Origin of the sequence: Streptomyces sp. NPDC005496 (assembly GCF_042872045.1) — a bacterium.
Lineage (GTDB): Bacteria > Actinomycetota > Actinomycetes > Streptomycetales > Streptomycetaceae > Streptomyces.
Map to the genome: position 1 here is coordinate 503,786 of NZ_JBIAJQ010000006.1, position 16,688 is coordinate 520,473.

Genomic DNA, 16,688 nt, shown 5'->3' on the forward strand with positions numbered 1-16,688 from the left:
GGTGCTGGGGGGCGTCAGAAGTGCACGAGTTCGGTGATGCCGCGGGCCGACAGGTGCGCCGCGTCGTCGGCTCTCTCGCTGGTGACGAGCGCGGGCCGGACCCCCTCCTCCACGAGGGCGAAGAAGCGGTCGGCGACCTGGAGCCCCAGTTCCCGGGAATCCGGCAGGACCAGTGCGACCGGGCGGGCGGCGGGCCGGACCGGTGCGTCACGCAGCTCCTTGATCAGGTCGCGGAGCCGGGCTCCCGTCGGCTTGACGGCGTTGTCGACGGTGAGCAGGCCCAGGTCGTACTCGTACTCGACGAAGCCGGTGAACCGGCGGTCGATGTCGTGGCTGCCCCACCAGGTGCAGCCCCATATGCCGCCGGAGGACAGGGTGTTGCGCACGAAGGACGCGGCCCATTGCGGGATCGAGTCCACCGGCCGTTCCGTTGGCGAGGCACCGAACTCCTGCAGCCACTTCGCCCGCCCGCGGACGGGGGAGAAGGCCTCGGCGAGCTCGGCCATGTACTCGCCCAGATGCAGCACGCCGGTGCCGTCCGGCCCGTAGCGCTTGATCGCACCGGTCCAGTACGGGTAGGTGTGCAGGACGCTGGCCCGGCCCTGGGTAGCCGCTCCTGCCGGCGTGAACGTCCGCGCCTCGAACCAGGGCTGGTTGTCGATGCCGTTGACGTGGAAGCGTCCGGGTGCGACGCGCTCGCAGTGGTCCAGGAGCAGCGCGGCCCACTGGTCGCCTCGCTCCGCGGGAACGTCGCCGTTGGGCACCGACAGCTCGTTGCCCAGGTCGAAGCCGAGGAAGCGCCGATGGCCGCCGATGTGTCCGGCGAGCGTGTCGAGGAGCAGTAGCTCCGCGCACACCACCTCGTTGTCGGTGATCATGCTGCGGCCGGACAGCCACGCGGGAAGGAACGTGAAACCGCTCAGCCATCCGTCGAGGACGCAGACCGAGACATCCAGCGAGACGTCGGGGTGATCGGCGAGATCCAGCAGATCACGCAGCCGCTCCAATGCCATCGCGCTGACCACCGACGGATCGGGCTGGAATACGGGCCACAGCAGTTGCACGCGAATGTGGTCCATTCCCAGGCTGGCGATCGCCCGTAGGTCCTCGAGGACGGACGCGGCGTCCCACTCCAGCCACGCATACCACCAGTGCTTGCTCGGTACGTAGTTCACGCCGAACCGTGGTTCCCCGTCATGCCCTGCCGACATCTCTGCTGCCTTACGGTCGCTCACGGATACGTATTTCGTGCGGACGAAAGCCGGTTCTTCTACGGACGGTTCGCGCGGACGACAGGTGATGGGCCTCCCTGGGGAGCCGGAAAGAGTGATCCGTACGAGGCCACCTCGGTTCAGGTCGTCGTACTTCCCGTGCACGAGGTACCCGGTGCCGCCGGGAGGTGACTGGTCGGCGGCCTTCTGGATCGTCTTGAACGGGTGTGTGGCGGAGCGGCCGCTGCTGGAGCCCGAGCCCGTCAACGCACTGACGTAATAGGTCCGCCCGGTAGGCTGCGCCGTGGCACCGCCAGGAGGGATGTCACCAGCAGCGCAGTTGACGCGGACAGTGCTTCCAGGATTCCGGTCGAATGAACGGCCATGCCGATCGGCTCCTTCCACTGGCAGGCGGAGATCCATTGGGTGTGGCTCCGGTGGCTGTCTTCCCTGAGGGACATCACCCGGCGCGCGGGTTCCATCAGGACGGCGTATCCCGTTACACCGTCGGGGCCTCGTGCAAAGGCCCCGGCCGAAGTACCTCGGAGTGCCGGGTTCGCGTCCTCTGGGCCTTCCTGATGTCCGTATCTGTCAGGTACTTTCCCGGGGTGAACAGGACCGTGGAGGCGGCCTGATCCCTTGGCCGATGTGGGGACCGGAAGTGAACGCTGCGGTCGACCGCCATACAACTCCAGCACACCTCCAGGTGCCTCCTGTGGGCTCCTCCGACCTTCCAGGATCCTCAGATGGACACGCTGCCGCCGCGGAACGACGTCTCGATGCTGGCCTGCTGGCACGGAACGCCCACCCCCATGGACCGGGCCCACCGGCATGACGACATCGAAATCAACCTCTCGACCGACTCCGAACTGGTCTACCTGCTGGGAGGCCGCCGCATGGTCGTGCCTCCGGGGGAACTGGTCGCCTTCTGGGCAGCGATACCGCATCAGCTGATCGAGGCCCGGCCGCTTGCTCCGATGTACTGGCTGAACGTGCCGCTGCGGACCTATCTGGGCTGGCGGTTGCCTTCCGCCGGCGTAAGGGCTCTCCTGCGTGGGCAGCCGATGCGGGCCGTTCCCCACGAGTGTCACCGGGACGACGCCGTACTGCTGAAACGCTGGCAGCTCGACCTGTCGACGAGCGACGCCGAGCTCCACCGGATCTGCCAGATCGAAATCGAAGCGCGGCTGCGCAGACTCACCCACGGTGCTCTGGGCGGCGTGCTCGGCCCGGAAGAACCCACTGGACATCGGTCGGTGGAACACGCGGCGCGGATGGCCGAGTTCATCGCCGCGCACTTCCGCGAGCCCATCACCGTCGAGCACATAGCGAGCGTGGTGCCCCTGCACCCGAACTACGCCATGTCCCTCTTCAAGGAAGTGCTGGGAACGACCATCAACGCCCGCATCACACAATGCAGGATCGCGGAATCCCAACGCCTTCTGATCACCACGGAACTGCCGATCTCCGAGATGATTTCCGCCGTCGGATTCGGCTCGCAGAGCAGCTTCTACTCGAGTTTCACGGAGCTCTGCGGAACCTCGCCCGGCAACTACCGCCGTGCCCATCGCAGCAGCACCCCGTCGAACGAAGTCGCCGGAGTGGATCCGGCAGTGGCGCGGGCCACGGTCGAGAGGTCCCGGCCGGTGCCTGGTCCGGAGAGCATCTGAGAATCCTGGAAGGACGAAGGGGCCAGCGGGAGGAAACAGCAGGCGAACGGCGATGTGATGGAGACCGCCGGAACCGTGAGTGAACGGAAAGGCGGCAGCGACGTCGGCCCGCCTTCAGTGGTGGTCCGGAAGCCGCACGTCCTGCGTTGTTCCCCCTGCGACGAGAGAAGTCTGCCCGGTGGATTCGCTCCTTCCCACCACCCGGTCCTCGATCGGGCACTGGCCATTTCCGCTGCGGTCACCGGCCCCTGAAGGCGACCCGCAGTGCCGGGCGACCAGGCCGCCCCTCCGGCAGGCATCCGACGCATCGCTCGCTGTCCGGACTCGTCGCCGGAGTGGGCGCCGGGCGAGACGTCCTGGACGACGGCTGGTTCCGCGGCCGGCGTTCGGACCGGACCGGCCAGGGCAACCGGTGTGGCCTATCAATCCGTCGGCGCACGTACGCCGCGCCTCCCAACCGACATCCCCACACGTACGCCGTCGCGCCTCGTCCGCGGCATCATCCATCTCTCCCGGGAGTGACCCATGCAGTCCATCCAGTCCTTTCCCCCCGAGTTCCGCTGGGGAGTGTCCACGGCCGCCTACCAGATCGAAGGGGCAGCCGACGTGGATGGGCGAGGCCCGTCGATCTGGGACACGTTCAGCCGCGTTCCCGGGGCCGTGGCCAACGGCGACACCGGTGACGTCGCCTGTGACCACTACCGGCTCTGGCGGGACGACATCACTCTCATGGGGAAGCTGGGCGTCAGCGACTACCGCTTCTCCATCTCCTGGCCGCGGGTCCTGCCCACCGGCAAGGGCACCGTCAACAAGGCGGGACTGGCCTTCTACGACCGGCTGGTGGACGGCCTGCTCGAAGCGGGCATCCGCCCCTACGTCACCCTCTACCACTGGGACCTGCCACAGGCGCTCCAGGACGTCGGCGGCTGGCCGGAGCGCGCCACCGCCGAGCACTTCGCCGACTACGCCGCAGTGGTGGCCGGCGCCCTGGGTGACCGCGTACAGGACTGGGCCACCCTGAACGAGCCGCTCTGCTCGGCGTGGTTGGGGCACCTCGAAGGCGTCCTGGCACCCGGGGTGAAGGACCTCACCGCCGCCGTGCGGTCTTCTTACCACCTCCTGCTCGGACACGGCCTCGCCGCCCAGGCGCTCCGGTCACACGCGGGGACCAAGCCCAACGTGGGCCTTGTCTTCAACCTGACTCCCTGCGAACCAGCCGGCGACTCGGATGCGGACCGACAGGCCGCGCGACGCGCTGACGGACACAACAACCGCTGGTGGCTCGACCCCGTTCACGGCCGCGGATTCCCAGCGGACATGCGGGAGATCTATGGAGTCGACCTGCCGGAGCGCTCCGGCGACGCGGAGACCATCGCCACCCCGCTCGATCATCTCGGCCTCAACTACTACTTCCGGCAGATCATCCAGGACGCCCCCGAACTGCGCGCACCTTCCTACCGCGTGCTTCCCGTTCCGGGCGCCCCGACGACTGCGATGGGCTGGGAGGTACACCCCGACGGCCTTGAGCAACTCCTCATGCGGCTGCACGACGAGTACGCTCCCGCGTCCATTCTCGTCACCGAGAACGGATCGGCCTACGACGACGAGATCGGCGCGGATGGCAGCGTGCACGACCCCGACCGCGTGGCGTACCTGGAGCGTCACCTCGAGGCCGCCGCATCAGCGGTCCGCCGCGGCGCGCCGCTGCACGGCTACTACGCCTGGTCGCTGATGGACAACTTCGAATGGGTTCTCGGATACGGCAAGCGCTTCGGGCTCGTCCACGTCGACTATGAGACGCAAGGACGCACGATCAAGGCGAGCGGTCACCGCTACGCCCAACTGATCGCCGACCACCGCACGGCGACGGCCGGCCCCGCCTGACGTCACACCGGAACCGGAAGTCGGGCGGCTGCAGGGCGTCCCGTGGACGCTGGCAGGGGGAAGCGGTGTTGGATGAGCGCGGTGACTTCCTGCAAGTCGGCGGAGTCCTCGGGCACCTGTCCTGCTTGGTGTGGTTCCCGCACCCGCTGATCAGTCATGCCTTCAGCGCCCCCAAAACGAGGGGCGACGGACGCATCTCGGTACGGCTGAGGGAGGAAGCGGAAACGACTTGGGCGCGCGGCAGAGCCAGTCCGGCCCTGGGCTTCCGGCGCAATGATCATGGTACGGTCCCCCTCACCCTGATCACCGTGTGGCTGATCAGCGAAGTGAACAGGGGGGAACGTGAAGCGGAGAACCACGGGGTCGGTTAGGCCCTTGGCGTTGTCCGGCACAGTCACCAGCCGCGAGGACGATGGACCAGAACGGCAACCCAGCCAGGAGCAACGGATGAGGCGGATACTGGGCCGACGCATTGCGTCCGTCCTGGCCTTGGTCCAACTCGCGTATGCCGTTCTGTTCGAAGCCATGTTCGCTCTCGCACCTGACACCGCAGAGCTGGACCACACCGACCCTTCGAGTTCGGGCGGGATGCTGTATGCCGCGGCCGGCATCGCCGTGGTGGTCACATGGGCGGGAGGAGCCGCGCTCCTGGGACTGCACAAAGCGCGGACCTGTACACCCCGTGCCCTGAGTGCCGTCTGGCTCGTGGTCCTGGCCTTCGGAGAGGTCGCCGTCGCTGTCACTTTCCTGGCCAAGATGACGAGGGAAGCCATCGGCCCGGACATGCTGGTCGTCGCCGCCGCCACAGCGATGTGCCTAGGCGTCGCTCTGGCATGCGCCACTGAGCTGCGCACGCTCGTTCGTCCCTCTTCTGCCGACGCTGCCAGCTGAAGCAGGGGCGTGTGCGCTCGGTGGACCCCGGTGATGCCCGTGGGCCACCGAGCGCACCAAGGCTGTTTCCACTGGTCAGCGGCCGCGCCTCAGTCGAGCGATCCAGCGACCAGGTCCGTTGCGTGGCCGGCGAGAACGCGGCCGCAGAGAGCGGTGTTTTTCTGCCTGGCGGAACGAGCCCGGGCAGGGCTTCGCTCCCAACGATCGTCCGGCACCAGGATCGGCGCCCTGCGCTCCGTTTGGGCTCGGATCTCAATGTGAGATCCGTGAGCCGCGATACGGAGCGCCCTGACCGGCGAGGCGGAGTACGACCGGTACTGCCGGTACCACCACCGTCGCCACCCGCACGCACCGGTGCCCACCCGCCGGGAGTACCAGCTTCTGCGCACCCTCCGGAGCGAGAGCGAGTCCCCGGGCCGGTGCTGCTGACGTCCCTCCGCCCGACCGGTCGTCCACACTGTCGCTGATGTCCACGCAGCGCCCCGACCGCGTGGCGGGCATGCCTTCCCAGCCCTGACGGCATGCCCGCCACGCAGCACTGCCCGGGCGGTTCGCCGCACCACCACCGCATGACAAGGGGAGTCGAGGTGGCTTCGACCCGTCGGCGCTCCTGGATGTGCCCGCTCACTCGGCAGCGGGCACATCTCCGGCGCTGCAGTACGACCCGGGAGTGTGCACCCTGTGCGCGACCCTGAGTTCGGTCTCCGTGTCGCCCGCCGGCTCGGGCCGCAGGGCCTCCGGGGGATTCCACCCGAACCCGGTCCGCCCCGGATAGCGGTCGTGGAAGGCGCGCAGGGCGACAGGCACGAGCCGCAGCCGGGCGTCTATCCACTCGGCGTCCCAGGGGCCTTCGCTCAGGATCTGCCGCGCCGGGCGGAACTCGTAGTAGATGGTGCGACGCAGCCTGTTCCCCACCACCGGCTCGGATCCGTGCACGAGCATGACGTCATGGAGCAGCACGTCACCGGGCTCCATCTCCACCACCGTCGAGTTCGGGACTTCCCAGCCGAAGCCTTCCTCGATGGCGCACACGTCCGCCTTGGAGCGATGGGAACCGGGAACGACCCGCAGAGCACCTTCTCCGGACCGGGACGGGTCCAGGTAGACGTCCACGTTGAAGATGCGGTGCCTGCGGGGGTGCACGGCGTCCTGGTGCCACGGGACCGCCACCCCGTCGCCTTCGTGCTTGAAGACGAGGGCTTCGTAGGTGGGCACGAAGTCGGGACCCGCGAGGCTCTCCGCGACGCCGAGCACCTCAGGGCATCCCAGCAGCTCGAGAGAGGCGGCCTCCTTCTTGTTGTGCAGGTAGTCCACGCGCCACATCACCCGGCCGGTGGGCCGGTCGGCGAACAGATAGTCCGGGTGGTCGGGGTTCTCCGAGCCGGCCGCGATCCACCGGTCGGCGGCCTGCCGGAGGCGCTCGACAAGCTCCGGGGCGAGGAGCTGCCGCAGGACGAGGTATCCGTGCTCGTCGAAGGACTTGATCTGTTCAGGACTGAGGTGATAGGCGCGGGCCGGCGCTCCTGTGATGGTTGACATCCGTAATACTCCCCGGTTCGGTGGACGAATCGCGTGCCTCGGCACGACGACCAGCGAACCAGGTCCATGCCCTGTGTTCTTCTCGTTGCCTCTCTACTCTTTCCCGGAAGCTCAGATGACCTTTTCGCCCGTCCACCTCGTGGATCAGGTGTATGACTTGTCCTGCTGGCAGGCCGAGGCGATGCTGATGGACCGTGCGCACCGGCATGACAACATCGAGTTCAACCTCGCGGTCGAGAGTGAACTCACCTATCGCTACGGCGGCCGGAAGCTGACCGTCCCGAGGGATGCGACCGTCATGTTCTGGGGAGCGGTTCCTCACCAGCTCATCGAGAGGGCGCCGGGCGCCGTGATGCGGGGTGTCAACGTGCCCCTCGGGGTGTTCCTGCGCTGGCAGCTCCCGGGCGAGCTCGTCATGACGCTCCTCAACGGCCGTCCGGTCATCACACCGCCCAGCCCGCGCAGGGAAGTGGACGCGGCACTCTTCGGCCAGTGGTTGCCCGACCTGGAGAGCGGAGACCTGGAACGCAGACGGACGGCGTCCCTGGAAATGGAGGCCTGGGTGCGCAGGCTGGCGAGCGAGTCCGTCACGGCGCGTCTGCCGGGCACCGGAGCGGCCAATGAAGGCACGGTACGACACGCGGTCTTCATGGCACGGTTCATCACGCGGCACTTCCGCGAGCAGCTGACCGTCGAGCAGATCGCGACCGCGGTTCCACTTCATCCCAACTACGCGATGACCGCCTTCCGGGCGGTTCTGGGCATGACCATGAAGGCCTATCTCACGCAGTGCCGCGTCGCCGAGGCCCAACGGCTCCTCGCGACCACGGGCATGTCGGTCTCCGATGTGGCCGCGATGTCCGGGTTCGGCTCTCAGAGCAGGTTCTACGCGAGTTTCACGGAGACCTGCGGGGTGGCTCCCGGGGCTTGGCGCAGGGCGCACGGCGCCCACTCCGAGGGTTGACGCACAGCACGTGGCGGTCTTGGAGTCGCTCGTCCGCCCCGCCATCCGGCCGGCGGCAGACCTCTTGCGGGCTCTGCCCGAGAAGACCACACAGCGCGAGGCGGCTGCCCGATCCGGCAGCCGCCTCGCGCAGCCTCGCTTGGTGCGTCCTCGGCAGAGCCACGCGCGTCCGACGCGAGACCGGGTCAGGGAACGTGTGTCGTCGCCGTGTGCCCGGGGGCGGAGGCCGGTCCCGGGGCCGGGTGGTGGAGCCAGCACGCCACGGACCGGCCCGGTGCGTCCGCCGGCGCGGCCGACAGTGGAACGTGTCGGTCACACGGGTCGAACGACCTCCCGCAGCGCGGGTGGAAGACGCAGCCCGACGGCATGGCGGCGAGGTGAGGCGGCGAGCCCGGGATGCCGGTCAGCTCGCGGCGCGGGCCGTGCAGGGCCGGAAAGGAGTGGAGCAACCCCTCGCTGTAGGGGTGGCGCGGGTCTCGGTAGATGTCCGCGGCGCTCGCCTGCTCGACGATGCGGCCGCCGTACATGATGGCGACGCGGTCGGAGAACTCGATCAACAGCGAGATGTCGTGCGTGACGAAGACGACCGAGAAGCCCAGCTCGTCGCGGAGTGCCGCGATCTTCCGGAGGATCTGGCGCTGCATCACCACGTCGAGGGCGGTGGTCGGTTCGTCCATGATCACGATCTCGGGCTCCAGGGCCATGGCCATCGCGATCATCACGCGCTGGCGCATGCCGCCGGAGAGCTGGTGCGGAAAGGCACTCAGCCGGTCGCGGGAGATGCCGACGAGGGTGAGCAACTCCCCGGCCCGGGCCGTGCGCTGGGCCGCCGACATTTGCGGGCGGTGCGCCGCGAGGACATCCGTGAGCTGACTGTGCACCGTGTGCACGGGATTGAGAGCGTTCATCGAGCCCTGGAAGACGATGGACAGCTCCTGCCAGCGGAACGCGCGCAACTGACGCGGTGTGAGCGCGAGGATGTCCATCGGGTCTGCGCCGTCCTGCGGCGGGTGGTAGTGGACGTCGCCGCCGGTGATCACTCCGGGTGGGGAGAGCAGGCGGGTCACGGCGTAGGCGAGCGTGGACTTGCCGGAACCGGACTCGCCGGCGAGGCCGAGAATCTCGCCGCGGTGCAGAGTGAGGTTGATGTCGCGCAGCGCGTGGACCGCAGCGGGACCCGTGCCGTAGTCGACGTGCAGTCCACTGATGGTCAGAACGGGGCGCCTGGTCACGCGTGGGGCTCCTTGTCGTGCGGGCGGGCGGGGGTCGGCTGCGGCGTCCGCACGGCCCTCGGGGCACCGCCGGAAGCCTCGTCGCCCCCGGGCCCGGCGCCGTTCGTCCGCCCCGTGCGGGCCACCGGCGTGAAGCCCACCCGCATCCGGACCTTGCGGGACGTGCCGGCCGCGGTGCGCAGCCGTGGGTTCACGAACTCGTCGATGCCGAAGTTGACCAGAGCCAGGGCCGTGCCGAGCAGGGCGATGCACAGTCCGGCGGGCACGAACCACCACCAAGCGCCCTGGGCGAGGGCCTGGTTGGACTGAGCCCAGAAGAGCACGGTTCCCCAGTTCCAGTGGGAGATGTCGGCCACCCCGATGAAGGCGAGCGTGATCTCCAGCAGTACGGCGAAGATGACGGTGCCGATGAAGCCGGAGGCGATGACCGCCGTGAGGTTCGGCATGATCTCGAAAACGATGATGCGCCACGTGGGTTCACCGGTGGCGCGGGCCGCCTCGACGTAGTCCCGCCGCCTCAGCGACAGGGTCTGGGCACGCAGCACGCGGGCGCCCCAGGCCCAGGAGGTGAAGGCGATCACCACGGCGATCAGCAGGTCTCCCGCGTCGGTGACGAAGCTGGCGATGATGATGACCAGGGGCAGTGCCGGGATGACGAGGAAGATGTTGGACAGCGCCGACAGGATCTCGTCGACCGCGCCGCCGAGGAAGCCGGCGCTGACCCCGATCAGCACGGACAGCACCGTGGCGAGGAGCCCGGCCAGGAAGCCCACGACGAGCACGCCCCGGGTGCCGACGAGGATCTGGGAGAGCACGTCCTGACCGGTGTGCGTGGTGCCGAACCAGTGGTCGCCGGACGGCGGTTGGAGCAGTGCGTCACTCATCGCGTCAGGGTCGTAGGGGGCGATCCACGGCCCGATGACGCCGAGCAGCGTGAAGAAGCCGAGGATCGAGAGGCCCGCGAGGGTCTTCCTGCCGCGCAGGAAGCGCAGCCGGGCGCGCTTGTCGGCTGCGGGGGCCGGAGCGGGGGCCGTATCGAGGACGGCGACCTCGGTCGAGGGGAGTGACATGGCTCAGGCCTCCTTTCTGGTGCGCGGATCCAGGAGCATGTAGACCAGGTCGGCGAGCAGGTTCGCCGCGAGGACCGACAGCGTGATGATCAGGAAGACGCCCTGCATCAGCGGGTAGTCCCGGGCACCGACCGCCTGGAAGAGCTGGAAGCCGATGCCCGGATAGGAGAAGACCATCTCCACCAGCAGCGTGCCGCCGACGACGAAGCCGAGCGAGAGCGCGAATCCGGAGATGTTGGGCAGGACCGCGTTCCGCGCGGCGTAGGAGAACATCACGCGGCGCTCGGACAGTCCCTTGGCCTGCGCCACCATCACGTAGTCCTCGGACGAGACGGTCACCATCATGTTCCGCATACCGAGGATCCAGCTGGCGACGGCGCTGAGGATGATGGTGACACCGGGCAGGAAGCCGTGGTACAGCGCGCTGGACACGAACGGTACGTCGAAGGCGGGGACGAGCGAGTTGTCGTAGCCGCCCGCGGCCGGAAAGACCGGCCACTTCACGGCGAACACGGCGATGAAGATGAGACCGAGCCAGAAGTAGGGGATGGAGGAGACGAAGGTGGTGACGGGCAGCAGACCGTCCATCCACGAACCACGCCGCCAGCCGGTGTAGACCCCAAGGCCGGTGCCGAGCACGAAGCTCAGCAGCGTGGTGACACCCACCAGCACCAGTGTCCAGGGCAGCGACTGCGAGATGACCTCGCTTACGGGCGTGGGGAAGAAGGTGAAGGAGAGACCCAGGTCGCCCCGCAGGAGCTGGCCCCAGTAGTCGGTGTACTGCTGCCAGAGCGAGCGGTCCTCGTCGAGGCCGAAGAGCACCTCGATCGAGGCGATGGCACTGGTGTCGAGCTGCCCCTGGAAACGGGTGAGCAGTGCCTGGAGCGGGTCGCCCGGCATCAGCCGCGGGATCAGGAAGTTGATGGTGATCGCCGCCCATGCGGTGACGGCGTAGAAGAGGATGCGCTGCAGTGCGTATTTCACGAGGCCGTCGCCTCCGTCATGGTCCCGGCCACGCCGGGGGCCGAGGCGCCGGCGGACGGAGCGGCACCGGGGATCCGGGTGGTGACGGGGCGGTCCTCGTACAGCCAGCACGCGGCCCACTGCCCGTCGTCGCCGATCTCGAAGCGGGGCGGGAGCTCGGTGCGGCAGCGCTCCATCGCCTTGGGGCAGCGGGGATGGAAACGGCACCCTCGCGGCGGGGAGATGAGCGAGGGGGGCTCGCCGCTGCCGGTCTCCTCCTGCTCCCCTGGGTCGGCGATGCGGTCGGGGTCGGGGGCCGAGGCGATCAGCAACTGGGTGTAGGGGTGCGCGGGTCGCTGGGTGACTGTCTCGCTGTCACCGCCTTCCACGAGGCGGCCCGCGTACATGACGAGGGTCGTGTCGGCGAAGTACCGTGCGGACGCGATGTCGTGCGTGACGTAGAGGATGGCGAGCGACAGCCGCGTCTTGAGGTCCCGCAGCAGATTGAGGACGCCGAGCCGGATGGACACGTCGAGCATGGAGACCGGTTCGTCTGCGAGGAGCACCTTCGGGTCGGCGCCCAGCGCCCTGGCGATGGCCACGCGCTGGCGCTGGCCGCCCGACAACTCGTGCGGGAACTTGTCGACGTACTCGTTCGGAGGGATCAGCTGCACCCGCTCGAGCAGTTGGAACACCTCCGCGTCGGTGGCCTGCTTGCCGTGGATCCGCAAGGACCGGGTGAGGTGGTAGCGCACCGTGTGGACCGGGTTGAGCGATGCGAAGGGGTCCTGGAAGATCAGCTGGACCTGCCGAACATAGGCGCGGAACGACCGGCCGCGCCCGGCCGTGACCGGGACGCCGAGGAGCCGGATCTCGCCCTGCGTGAGCGGGTGGAGCTGGGACAGCAGACGGGCCACCGTCGACTTGCCCGAGCCCGATTCCCCCACCAAGGCGGTGACGCTGCCGCGCCGCAGACACAGGGAGATGTCGTCGACGGCCCGGACGGCGCGGCGCCGACGGCCGAGGACTTCACGGGCGGTCCGTCTGACGGGGAAGTGCTTGGTGACGCCGCGTGCTTCGAGCACGGTGTCACCGGCCTGGCTGGGACGGGTGCCGAAGGGTGCCGCCGCTTCTTGGTCGTGGTCGGTCATTGCCGGTCCCCTCTCACTTCGCGGGCTTGAGGCGCAGCACGATGTCCAGCGCGTTCGGCTGGGTCGGCTGCGGGGGACCGTACGGGTCGGACTCGGTGGGCCAGCCCACCCAGTTCTTCGTGGAGTACTCGGCTCCCAGGTGCGCCCCGGCCGTGGGGATGACCGGCACGTCCTCCACCATGATCTTCTGCAGGGTGCCGAGCGCCGTGGAGCGCGTCGCGTCCTGAGTGGCGTTGGCGTACTCCTTGAGTGCCTTCGTCGCCCGAGGGCTCTTGAAGCGCCCGTAGTTGCCCAGCGGGGCGCTCTTGCCGACGGGCTGGAGCAGGGCGCCGTCCATGATGTTCTGGTACATGTCGTAGGGCGTGGCACCGCTGTTGGTCCAGTGCAGCGTGGCGTCGAAGTCACCGTTGGCCACATTGGCGGTCCAGACCTCGGCGCTCTGGGTCTTGACCTTGGCGTCGATGCCCAGGGGCTTGATGTTGCTCTGGATGATCGACAGGCCGGTGATGTAGTCGTTCCAGCCTGCCGGGTCGGTGAGGGTCAGCTTCACGGCCTTGCCGGCGGGGTCCTTGAGCACACCGCCGGCCAGGCGGTATCCCGCTCCGTCCAGGAGCTTCCTGGCGCCGGCCAGGTCGGGCTTGTTGGTCATGCCCTTGTACTCGGGGGCGAGGAAGGGCTCACCTGCGGGCAGGGGTATCCCGGTCGGGTTGGTGATCTCCGGGTAGAGCGAGGCCTGCGCCTGGACGTGGATGGCCCTGCGGTCGATGACCATGGCCATCGCCTTGCGCAGCGCCGGATCGCTCAGCGGACCCCTCGTGGTGTTGAGCCACAGGCCGTGGATGCCGATCCCGGCGGGGAACCAGAGCTTGTGGTGGGCCGGGTCCTTGTCGACGTACAGCTGCTTGTGGTTCGGCATGAAGACGCTCGACCATTCCGACGTGCCCTTGGCGAGGGCCGTGGTCTGTGCACTGTTGTCGTTGTACGAGGTGAAGCGGAGCTCCTTCACCCGCGTCTTGCCCTTCCAATAGGAGGGTGCCGCCTGGAGTGTGGTGGTCTGCGGGGTGAAGGTCTTGAGTGTGTACGGCCCGGAGCCGAGGGGCTTGCGGTTGGGCCAGGTGGCCGGGTCGTCGACGGTCTTCCAGATGTGCTTGGGCACGATGAGCGTGCGGAGGATCTTGCTCTGGTTGACGAACTGCGATTCCTCGAAGGTGAGGACGACCTTGCCGGCTTCTACGGCTATCCCGCCGAAGGTGACACCGTAGACGTTAAGCGCCGGGTGCTTCTTGATCAGGTCGAAGGTGAACGCCACGTCCTCAGCGGTCAGTTGCTTGCCGTCGGACCACTTCGCGCGCTCGTCCAGGGTGATGGTGACCTTGGTGAAATTCGCCTCCCACTTCCAGTCTTTCGCCAGCCAGGGCGTGCCCTTGCGCTCCGGCCGGATGTCGTTCGGCATCACGAGCGGCTCGTAGATCATGTGGCGGTACCCGAGAGCCGCGGCGGCCGACGTGCCGAGGAAGGGGTTGCTGTTGTTGGTCTGCGGACCGTTGATCATGCCGATGTCGAGGACACCGCCGGCGCTGCCCCGTGACGAGCGGTTGGCGTCGGAGTTGGCAGAGGAACATCCGGTGATCAGGGCCGCGACGACTATGGCGGCGCTCAGCGCCCGGAAGGTGTGGTGTGCTGGCACGGTGACTCCAGTGAGGAAAGGTGCGATGTCGCCCGGGGTGGCCTGATGCCAGGAGCCCCGGCGTGGTGCGCTGGGATCGTGTTGTCGGTCGCTGCCGTCTGTCTCCTGCCGATGCGCGTGGCGCCTGTTCGGGTGGGTGGCCTTCGAGCCCGCAGTCAGGCCGCCTCGGCGAGGAGCAGCACGACCTGGAGCGGACTCAGTGGCGGCAGGGTGATGCCGAGGTGGCCGAGTGCCGCGCCGGACAGCAGTGCGCCCTCTTCCGGGAGCGGGGGGATGTGGTCGGCGCGTGAGGTCCTGGCCTGTGCCGCGGGCCGCACGGCTCGGATCCGGTACTCCTTGTCCGGGAGCAGCCCGGGGACGGTCAGTCGCGCGGGTGTCGTGTTGAGTCCGTCCTCGAACTGGACGTGCGCCATGAGGGCGGCGGACCGGTCGTGGGCGACGACGCCGTGGCTCCAGGCGCGGTCGTCGCTCGTGTCGCCCCTGACGGTCCTACCGCTGTGCAGCAGGCTCCGGTGCTCCTTGTAGAGGTTGACCCAGCCCTTGAGGACGGCCAGGTCCTCGGCGCTCGCCTCCCGTATGTCCCACTCGATGCCGAAGTGCCCGAAGAACGCGGTAGCGGCCCGGAAGTCCAGTGGCATGTAGCGCCCTGTGTACATGGAGAACGGCGCGGAGACGTGAGCGCCGAGATACTCCGGGGGCAGCAGCTGGCCCGTCCAGCGTTGGATCGAGTGGCGGGCCAGGGCGTCGGTCATGTCGGAGGTCCACACTCGCTGGACGCGCTGGATTACCTCCAGGTCGATGCGGGCGCCGCCGGCGGAACAGGACTCCCACTCCACCCGTGGATGCCGGCGCCGCAGTTCGTCGAGCAGGGTGTAGTAGGCGACGGTCTGCGCGTGGATCACCGGTGCGCCGCCGGTCCGTCCCGAACCTCCGTCCAGCACCGCGCGGTTGTGGTCCCACTTGACGTAGGAGATGTCGTACTCGGTGAGCAGGGTGTCGATGCGCTCCAGCAGGTACTGGACGACCTCGGGCCGCGAGAGGTCCAGGACCAGCTGGTTGCGTTCCAGCAGGGGTGTCCGTGACCCGGTGGACAAGATCCACTCAGGATGCTCGCGGTACAGGTCCGAATCCTGGCTGATCATCTCCGGTTCGAACCATAGCCCGAACTCCATGCCCAGCTCCCGGACGCGGTCGACCAAGGGCCCGAGCCCGTCGGGGAAGACGCTCTCGTCGACCCGCCAGTCGCCCAGGCCGGCCCGGTCCGAACGCCGGCCGCGGAACCATCCGTCGTCCAGGACGTAGCGCTCGGCACCCACCTCGGCGGCGAGTTCCGCCAATTCGATCAGCTCCGCCGTGTCGTGCCGGAACCGGACCGCCTCCCAGACGTTGAAGTTGACCTGCCGCGCGGAGCCGGGGTGCGCGGGCAGGGAACGCAGGTAGTCGTGGAACCGCGCCGCCAGTCCGTCGAGTCCCTCGTCCGAGGCGGCGACGTAGACCCAAGGAGTCCGGTAGTTCTCGTCCTGAGCGAGGACCACCTCACCCGGAAGCAGGAGCTCACCGCCGCCGATCGTCAGGACCCCGTCCAGGAGTTCCGTGCGATGGACGTGGTTGCCACTCCAGCCGACGTGCACGCCCCAGACTTCGCCGGACGCGAACCCGAAGCCCGGAGTCCCGACGATGTTCAGCGTTGCCGCGTCGTGCCCGGTCCTGCCCTTGCGGTTCTCCCGCAGCCACAGCCCGTCGATCACCTCCCGGCGTTGGGGAGTCCTTTCGTGCAGGATCCGCCCGGTGAAGTCGAGTCCCTCCCGGGCCCTCGACGGCACCGGGACGACGACGTCCAAGTGGTCCACCACGTAGGCGCCGACACCGGTGTTGGTGAGCGTGTGGCGCACCCGCAACGCTCCGCCGGGCAACGACTCCACCTCGGTGACCAGAGCCAGCCCCGCGACGTCGTCCCGGGCCCGCAGCGTCAGCACCGAACCCTCGACGAGCGCACTGTCCAGGGTGAACGACGGGGCCCAGTCCCGGCCGCCCGCCGGAGCGCCGGCTGCCTCGGCGAGGCGGTGACCGCCCAGCCCAGGACGCCCGAACCAGCCCCGCCAGTGCTCGGGAAGCAGCGGCACCGCCGACTCGACGGAGGCTGCCCGTGCTCCCTGCTCCGCTTCCCAGGCGACTCCGTCCGGGCCGGGGGCGATGCCACACCACATGACAGCGGGCAGTTCGTCGGAGGCCTGCCGCAGGAGCAGTGTGGTGTGCCGCTGTGCGACGGCGTCCGCGGCCGGGAACAGCATCGGGAAGCGCGCAGCGCCCGATCGAGGGTGGGGGCCGGGGGAGAGATCGGAATCCACCGAACTGACTTCTTTCGTAGGAGGGAGGAGTGTGAGGCGTCTGCGCGCCCGGCGTCGCCTCCCGGCAGTGGCCTGGAC

At 68.6% G+C, this 16,688-nt stretch carries 13 protein-coding genes; 5 read left to right on the top strand and 8 right to left on the bottom strand.

The window, feature by feature from the left end; all coding sequences use genetic code 11:
• Positions 1-14 precede the first annotated feature (14 nt).
• Positions 15-1,175, bottom strand: coding sequence for a glycosyl hydrolase (locus ACFYQQ_RS21340; RefSeq protein ID WP_388904970.1), 1,161 nt, complete (start codon positions 1,173-1,175; stop codon positions 15-17).
• A 782-nt stretch (positions 1,176-1,957) separates the two neighbouring features.
• On the opposite strand from ACFYQQ_RS21340, the gene ACFYQQ_RS21345 reads away from it, so the two are divergent.
• The 4 genes from ACFYQQ_RS21345 (at position 1,958) to ACFYQQ_RS21360 (ending at position 6,085) form a co-directional block, all read left to right on the top strand.
• Positions 1,958-2,881 (top strand): helix-turn-helix domain-containing protein, encoded by a 924-nt coding sequence (locus ACFYQQ_RS21345; protein WP_355785427.1) that lies wholly within the window; start codon positions 1,958-1,960, stop codon positions 2,879-2,881.
• Positions 2,882-3,406: 525 nt separating this feature from the next.
• Complete coding sequence (locus ACFYQQ_RS21350; RefSeq protein WP_355785424.1) at positions 3,407-4,765, top strand: GH1 family beta-glucosidase; 1,359 nt, start codon at positions 3,407-3,409, stop codon at positions 4,763-4,765.
• Positions 4,766-5,212: 447 nt separating this feature from the next.
• Positions 5,213-5,656, top strand: a complete 444-nt coding sequence (locus ACFYQQ_RS21355) for a hypothetical protein (RefSeq protein WP_355785421.1) — start codon at positions 5,213-5,215, stop codon at positions 5,654-5,656.
• 288 nt (positions 5,657-5,944) lie between these two features.
• Positions 5,945-6,085 (top strand): YbdD/YjiX family protein, encoded by a 141-nt coding sequence (locus tag ACFYQQ_RS21360; RefSeq protein ID WP_388904989.1) that lies wholly within the window; start codon positions 5,945-5,947, stop codon positions 6,083-6,085.
• A 195-nt stretch (positions 6,086-6,280) separates the two neighbouring features.
• Here ACFYQQ_RS21360 and ACFYQQ_RS21365 read toward each other — a convergent pair whose 3' ends face one another.
• Positions 6,281-7,195, bottom strand: a complete 915-nt coding sequence (locus ACFYQQ_RS21365; protein ID WP_355785418.1) for a phytanoyl-CoA dioxygenase family protein — start codon at positions 7,193-7,195, stop codon at positions 6,281-6,283.
• Positions 7,196-7,352: 157 nt separating this feature from the next.
• Between ACFYQQ_RS21365 and ACFYQQ_RS21370 the strand changes: the two genes are divergently transcribed.
• A complete protein-coding gene (locus tag ACFYQQ_RS21370) occupies positions 7,353-8,159 on the top strand; it encodes a helix-turn-helix domain-containing protein (RefSeq protein ID WP_388904971.1) in 807 nt (268 codons plus the stop codon).
• A 185-nt stretch (positions 8,160-8,344) separates the two neighbouring features.
• Here ACFYQQ_RS21370 and ACFYQQ_RS21375 read toward each other — a convergent pair whose 3' ends face one another.
• The 6 genes from ACFYQQ_RS21375 to ACFYQQ_RS21400 all read right to left on the bottom strand — a co-directional run bounded on the left by ACFYQQ_RS21375 (position 8,345) and on the right by ACFYQQ_RS21400 (position 16,610).
• Positions 8,345-9,391, bottom strand: a complete 1,047-nt coding sequence (locus tag ACFYQQ_RS21375) for an ABC transporter ATP-binding protein (protein ID WP_388904972.1) — start codon at positions 9,389-9,391, stop codon at positions 8,345-8,347.
• Complete coding sequence (locus ACFYQQ_RS21380; RefSeq protein ID WP_355793343.1) at positions 9,388-10,461, bottom strand: ABC transporter permease; 1,074 nt, start codon at positions 10,459-10,461, stop codon at positions 9,388-9,390. The genes ACFYQQ_RS21375 and ACFYQQ_RS21380 overlap by 4 nt, the downstream gene beginning before the upstream one ends.
• A 3-nt stretch (positions 10,462-10,464) precedes the next feature.
• Positions 10,465-11,445 carry an ABC transporter permease gene (locus tag ACFYQQ_RS21385; RefSeq protein WP_355793345.1) on the bottom strand — a complete coding sequence of 327 codons (981 nt, stop codon included), beginning with the start codon at positions 11,443-11,445 and terminating at the stop codon, positions 10,465-10,467.
• A complete protein-coding gene (locus ACFYQQ_RS21390; protein ID WP_388904973.1) occupies positions 11,442-12,575 on the bottom strand; it encodes an ABC transporter ATP-binding protein in 1,134 nt (377 codons plus the stop codon). The genes ACFYQQ_RS21385 and ACFYQQ_RS21390 overlap by 4 nt, the downstream gene beginning before the upstream one ends.
• Before the next feature lie 13 nt (positions 12,576-12,588).
• Positions 12,589-14,127 (bottom strand): ABC transporter substrate-binding protein, encoded by a 1,539-nt coding sequence (locus ACFYQQ_RS21395; RefSeq protein WP_355791453.1) that lies wholly within the window; start codon positions 14,125-14,127, stop codon positions 12,589-12,591.
• A gap of 290 nt (positions 14,128-14,417) precedes the next feature.
• A complete protein-coding gene (locus ACFYQQ_RS21400; protein WP_388904974.1) occupies positions 14,418-16,610 on the bottom strand; it encodes an alpha-galactosidase in 2,193 nt (730 codons plus the stop codon).
• Positions 16,611-16,688: the final 78 nt, after the last annotated feature.

Bases quoted from the DNA above. Each gene is read 5' to 3' on its own strand.
- ACFYQQ_RS21380 (WP_355793343.1), bottom strand. From the start codon at position 10,461: ATGTCACTCCCCTCGACCGAGGTCGCCGTCCTCGATACGGCCCCCGCT.
- ACFYQQ_RS21390 (WP_388904973.1), bottom strand. From the start codon at position 12,575: ATGACCGACCACGACCAAGAAGCGGCGGCACCCTTCGGCACCCGTCCC.
- ACFYQQ_RS21395 (WP_355791453.1), bottom strand. From the start codon at position 14,127: ATGATCAACGGTCCGCAGACCAACAACAGCAACCCCTTCCTCGGCACG.
- ACFYQQ_RS21345 (WP_355785427.1), top strand. From the start codon at position 1,958: ATGGACACGCTGCCGCCGCGGAACGACGTCTCGATGCTGGCCTGCTGG.
- ACFYQQ_RS21350 (WP_355785424.1), top strand. From the start codon at position 3,407: ATGCAGTCCATCCAGTCCTTTCCCCCCGAGTTCCGCTGGGGAGTGTCC.
- ACFYQQ_RS21355 (WP_355785421.1), top strand. From the start codon at position 5,213: ATGAGGCGGATACTGGGCCGACGCATTGCGTCCGTCCTGGCCTTGGTC.
- ACFYQQ_RS21365 (WP_355785418.1), bottom strand. From the start codon at position 7,195: ATGTCAACCATCACAGGAGCGCCGGCCCGCGCCTATCACCTCAGTCCT.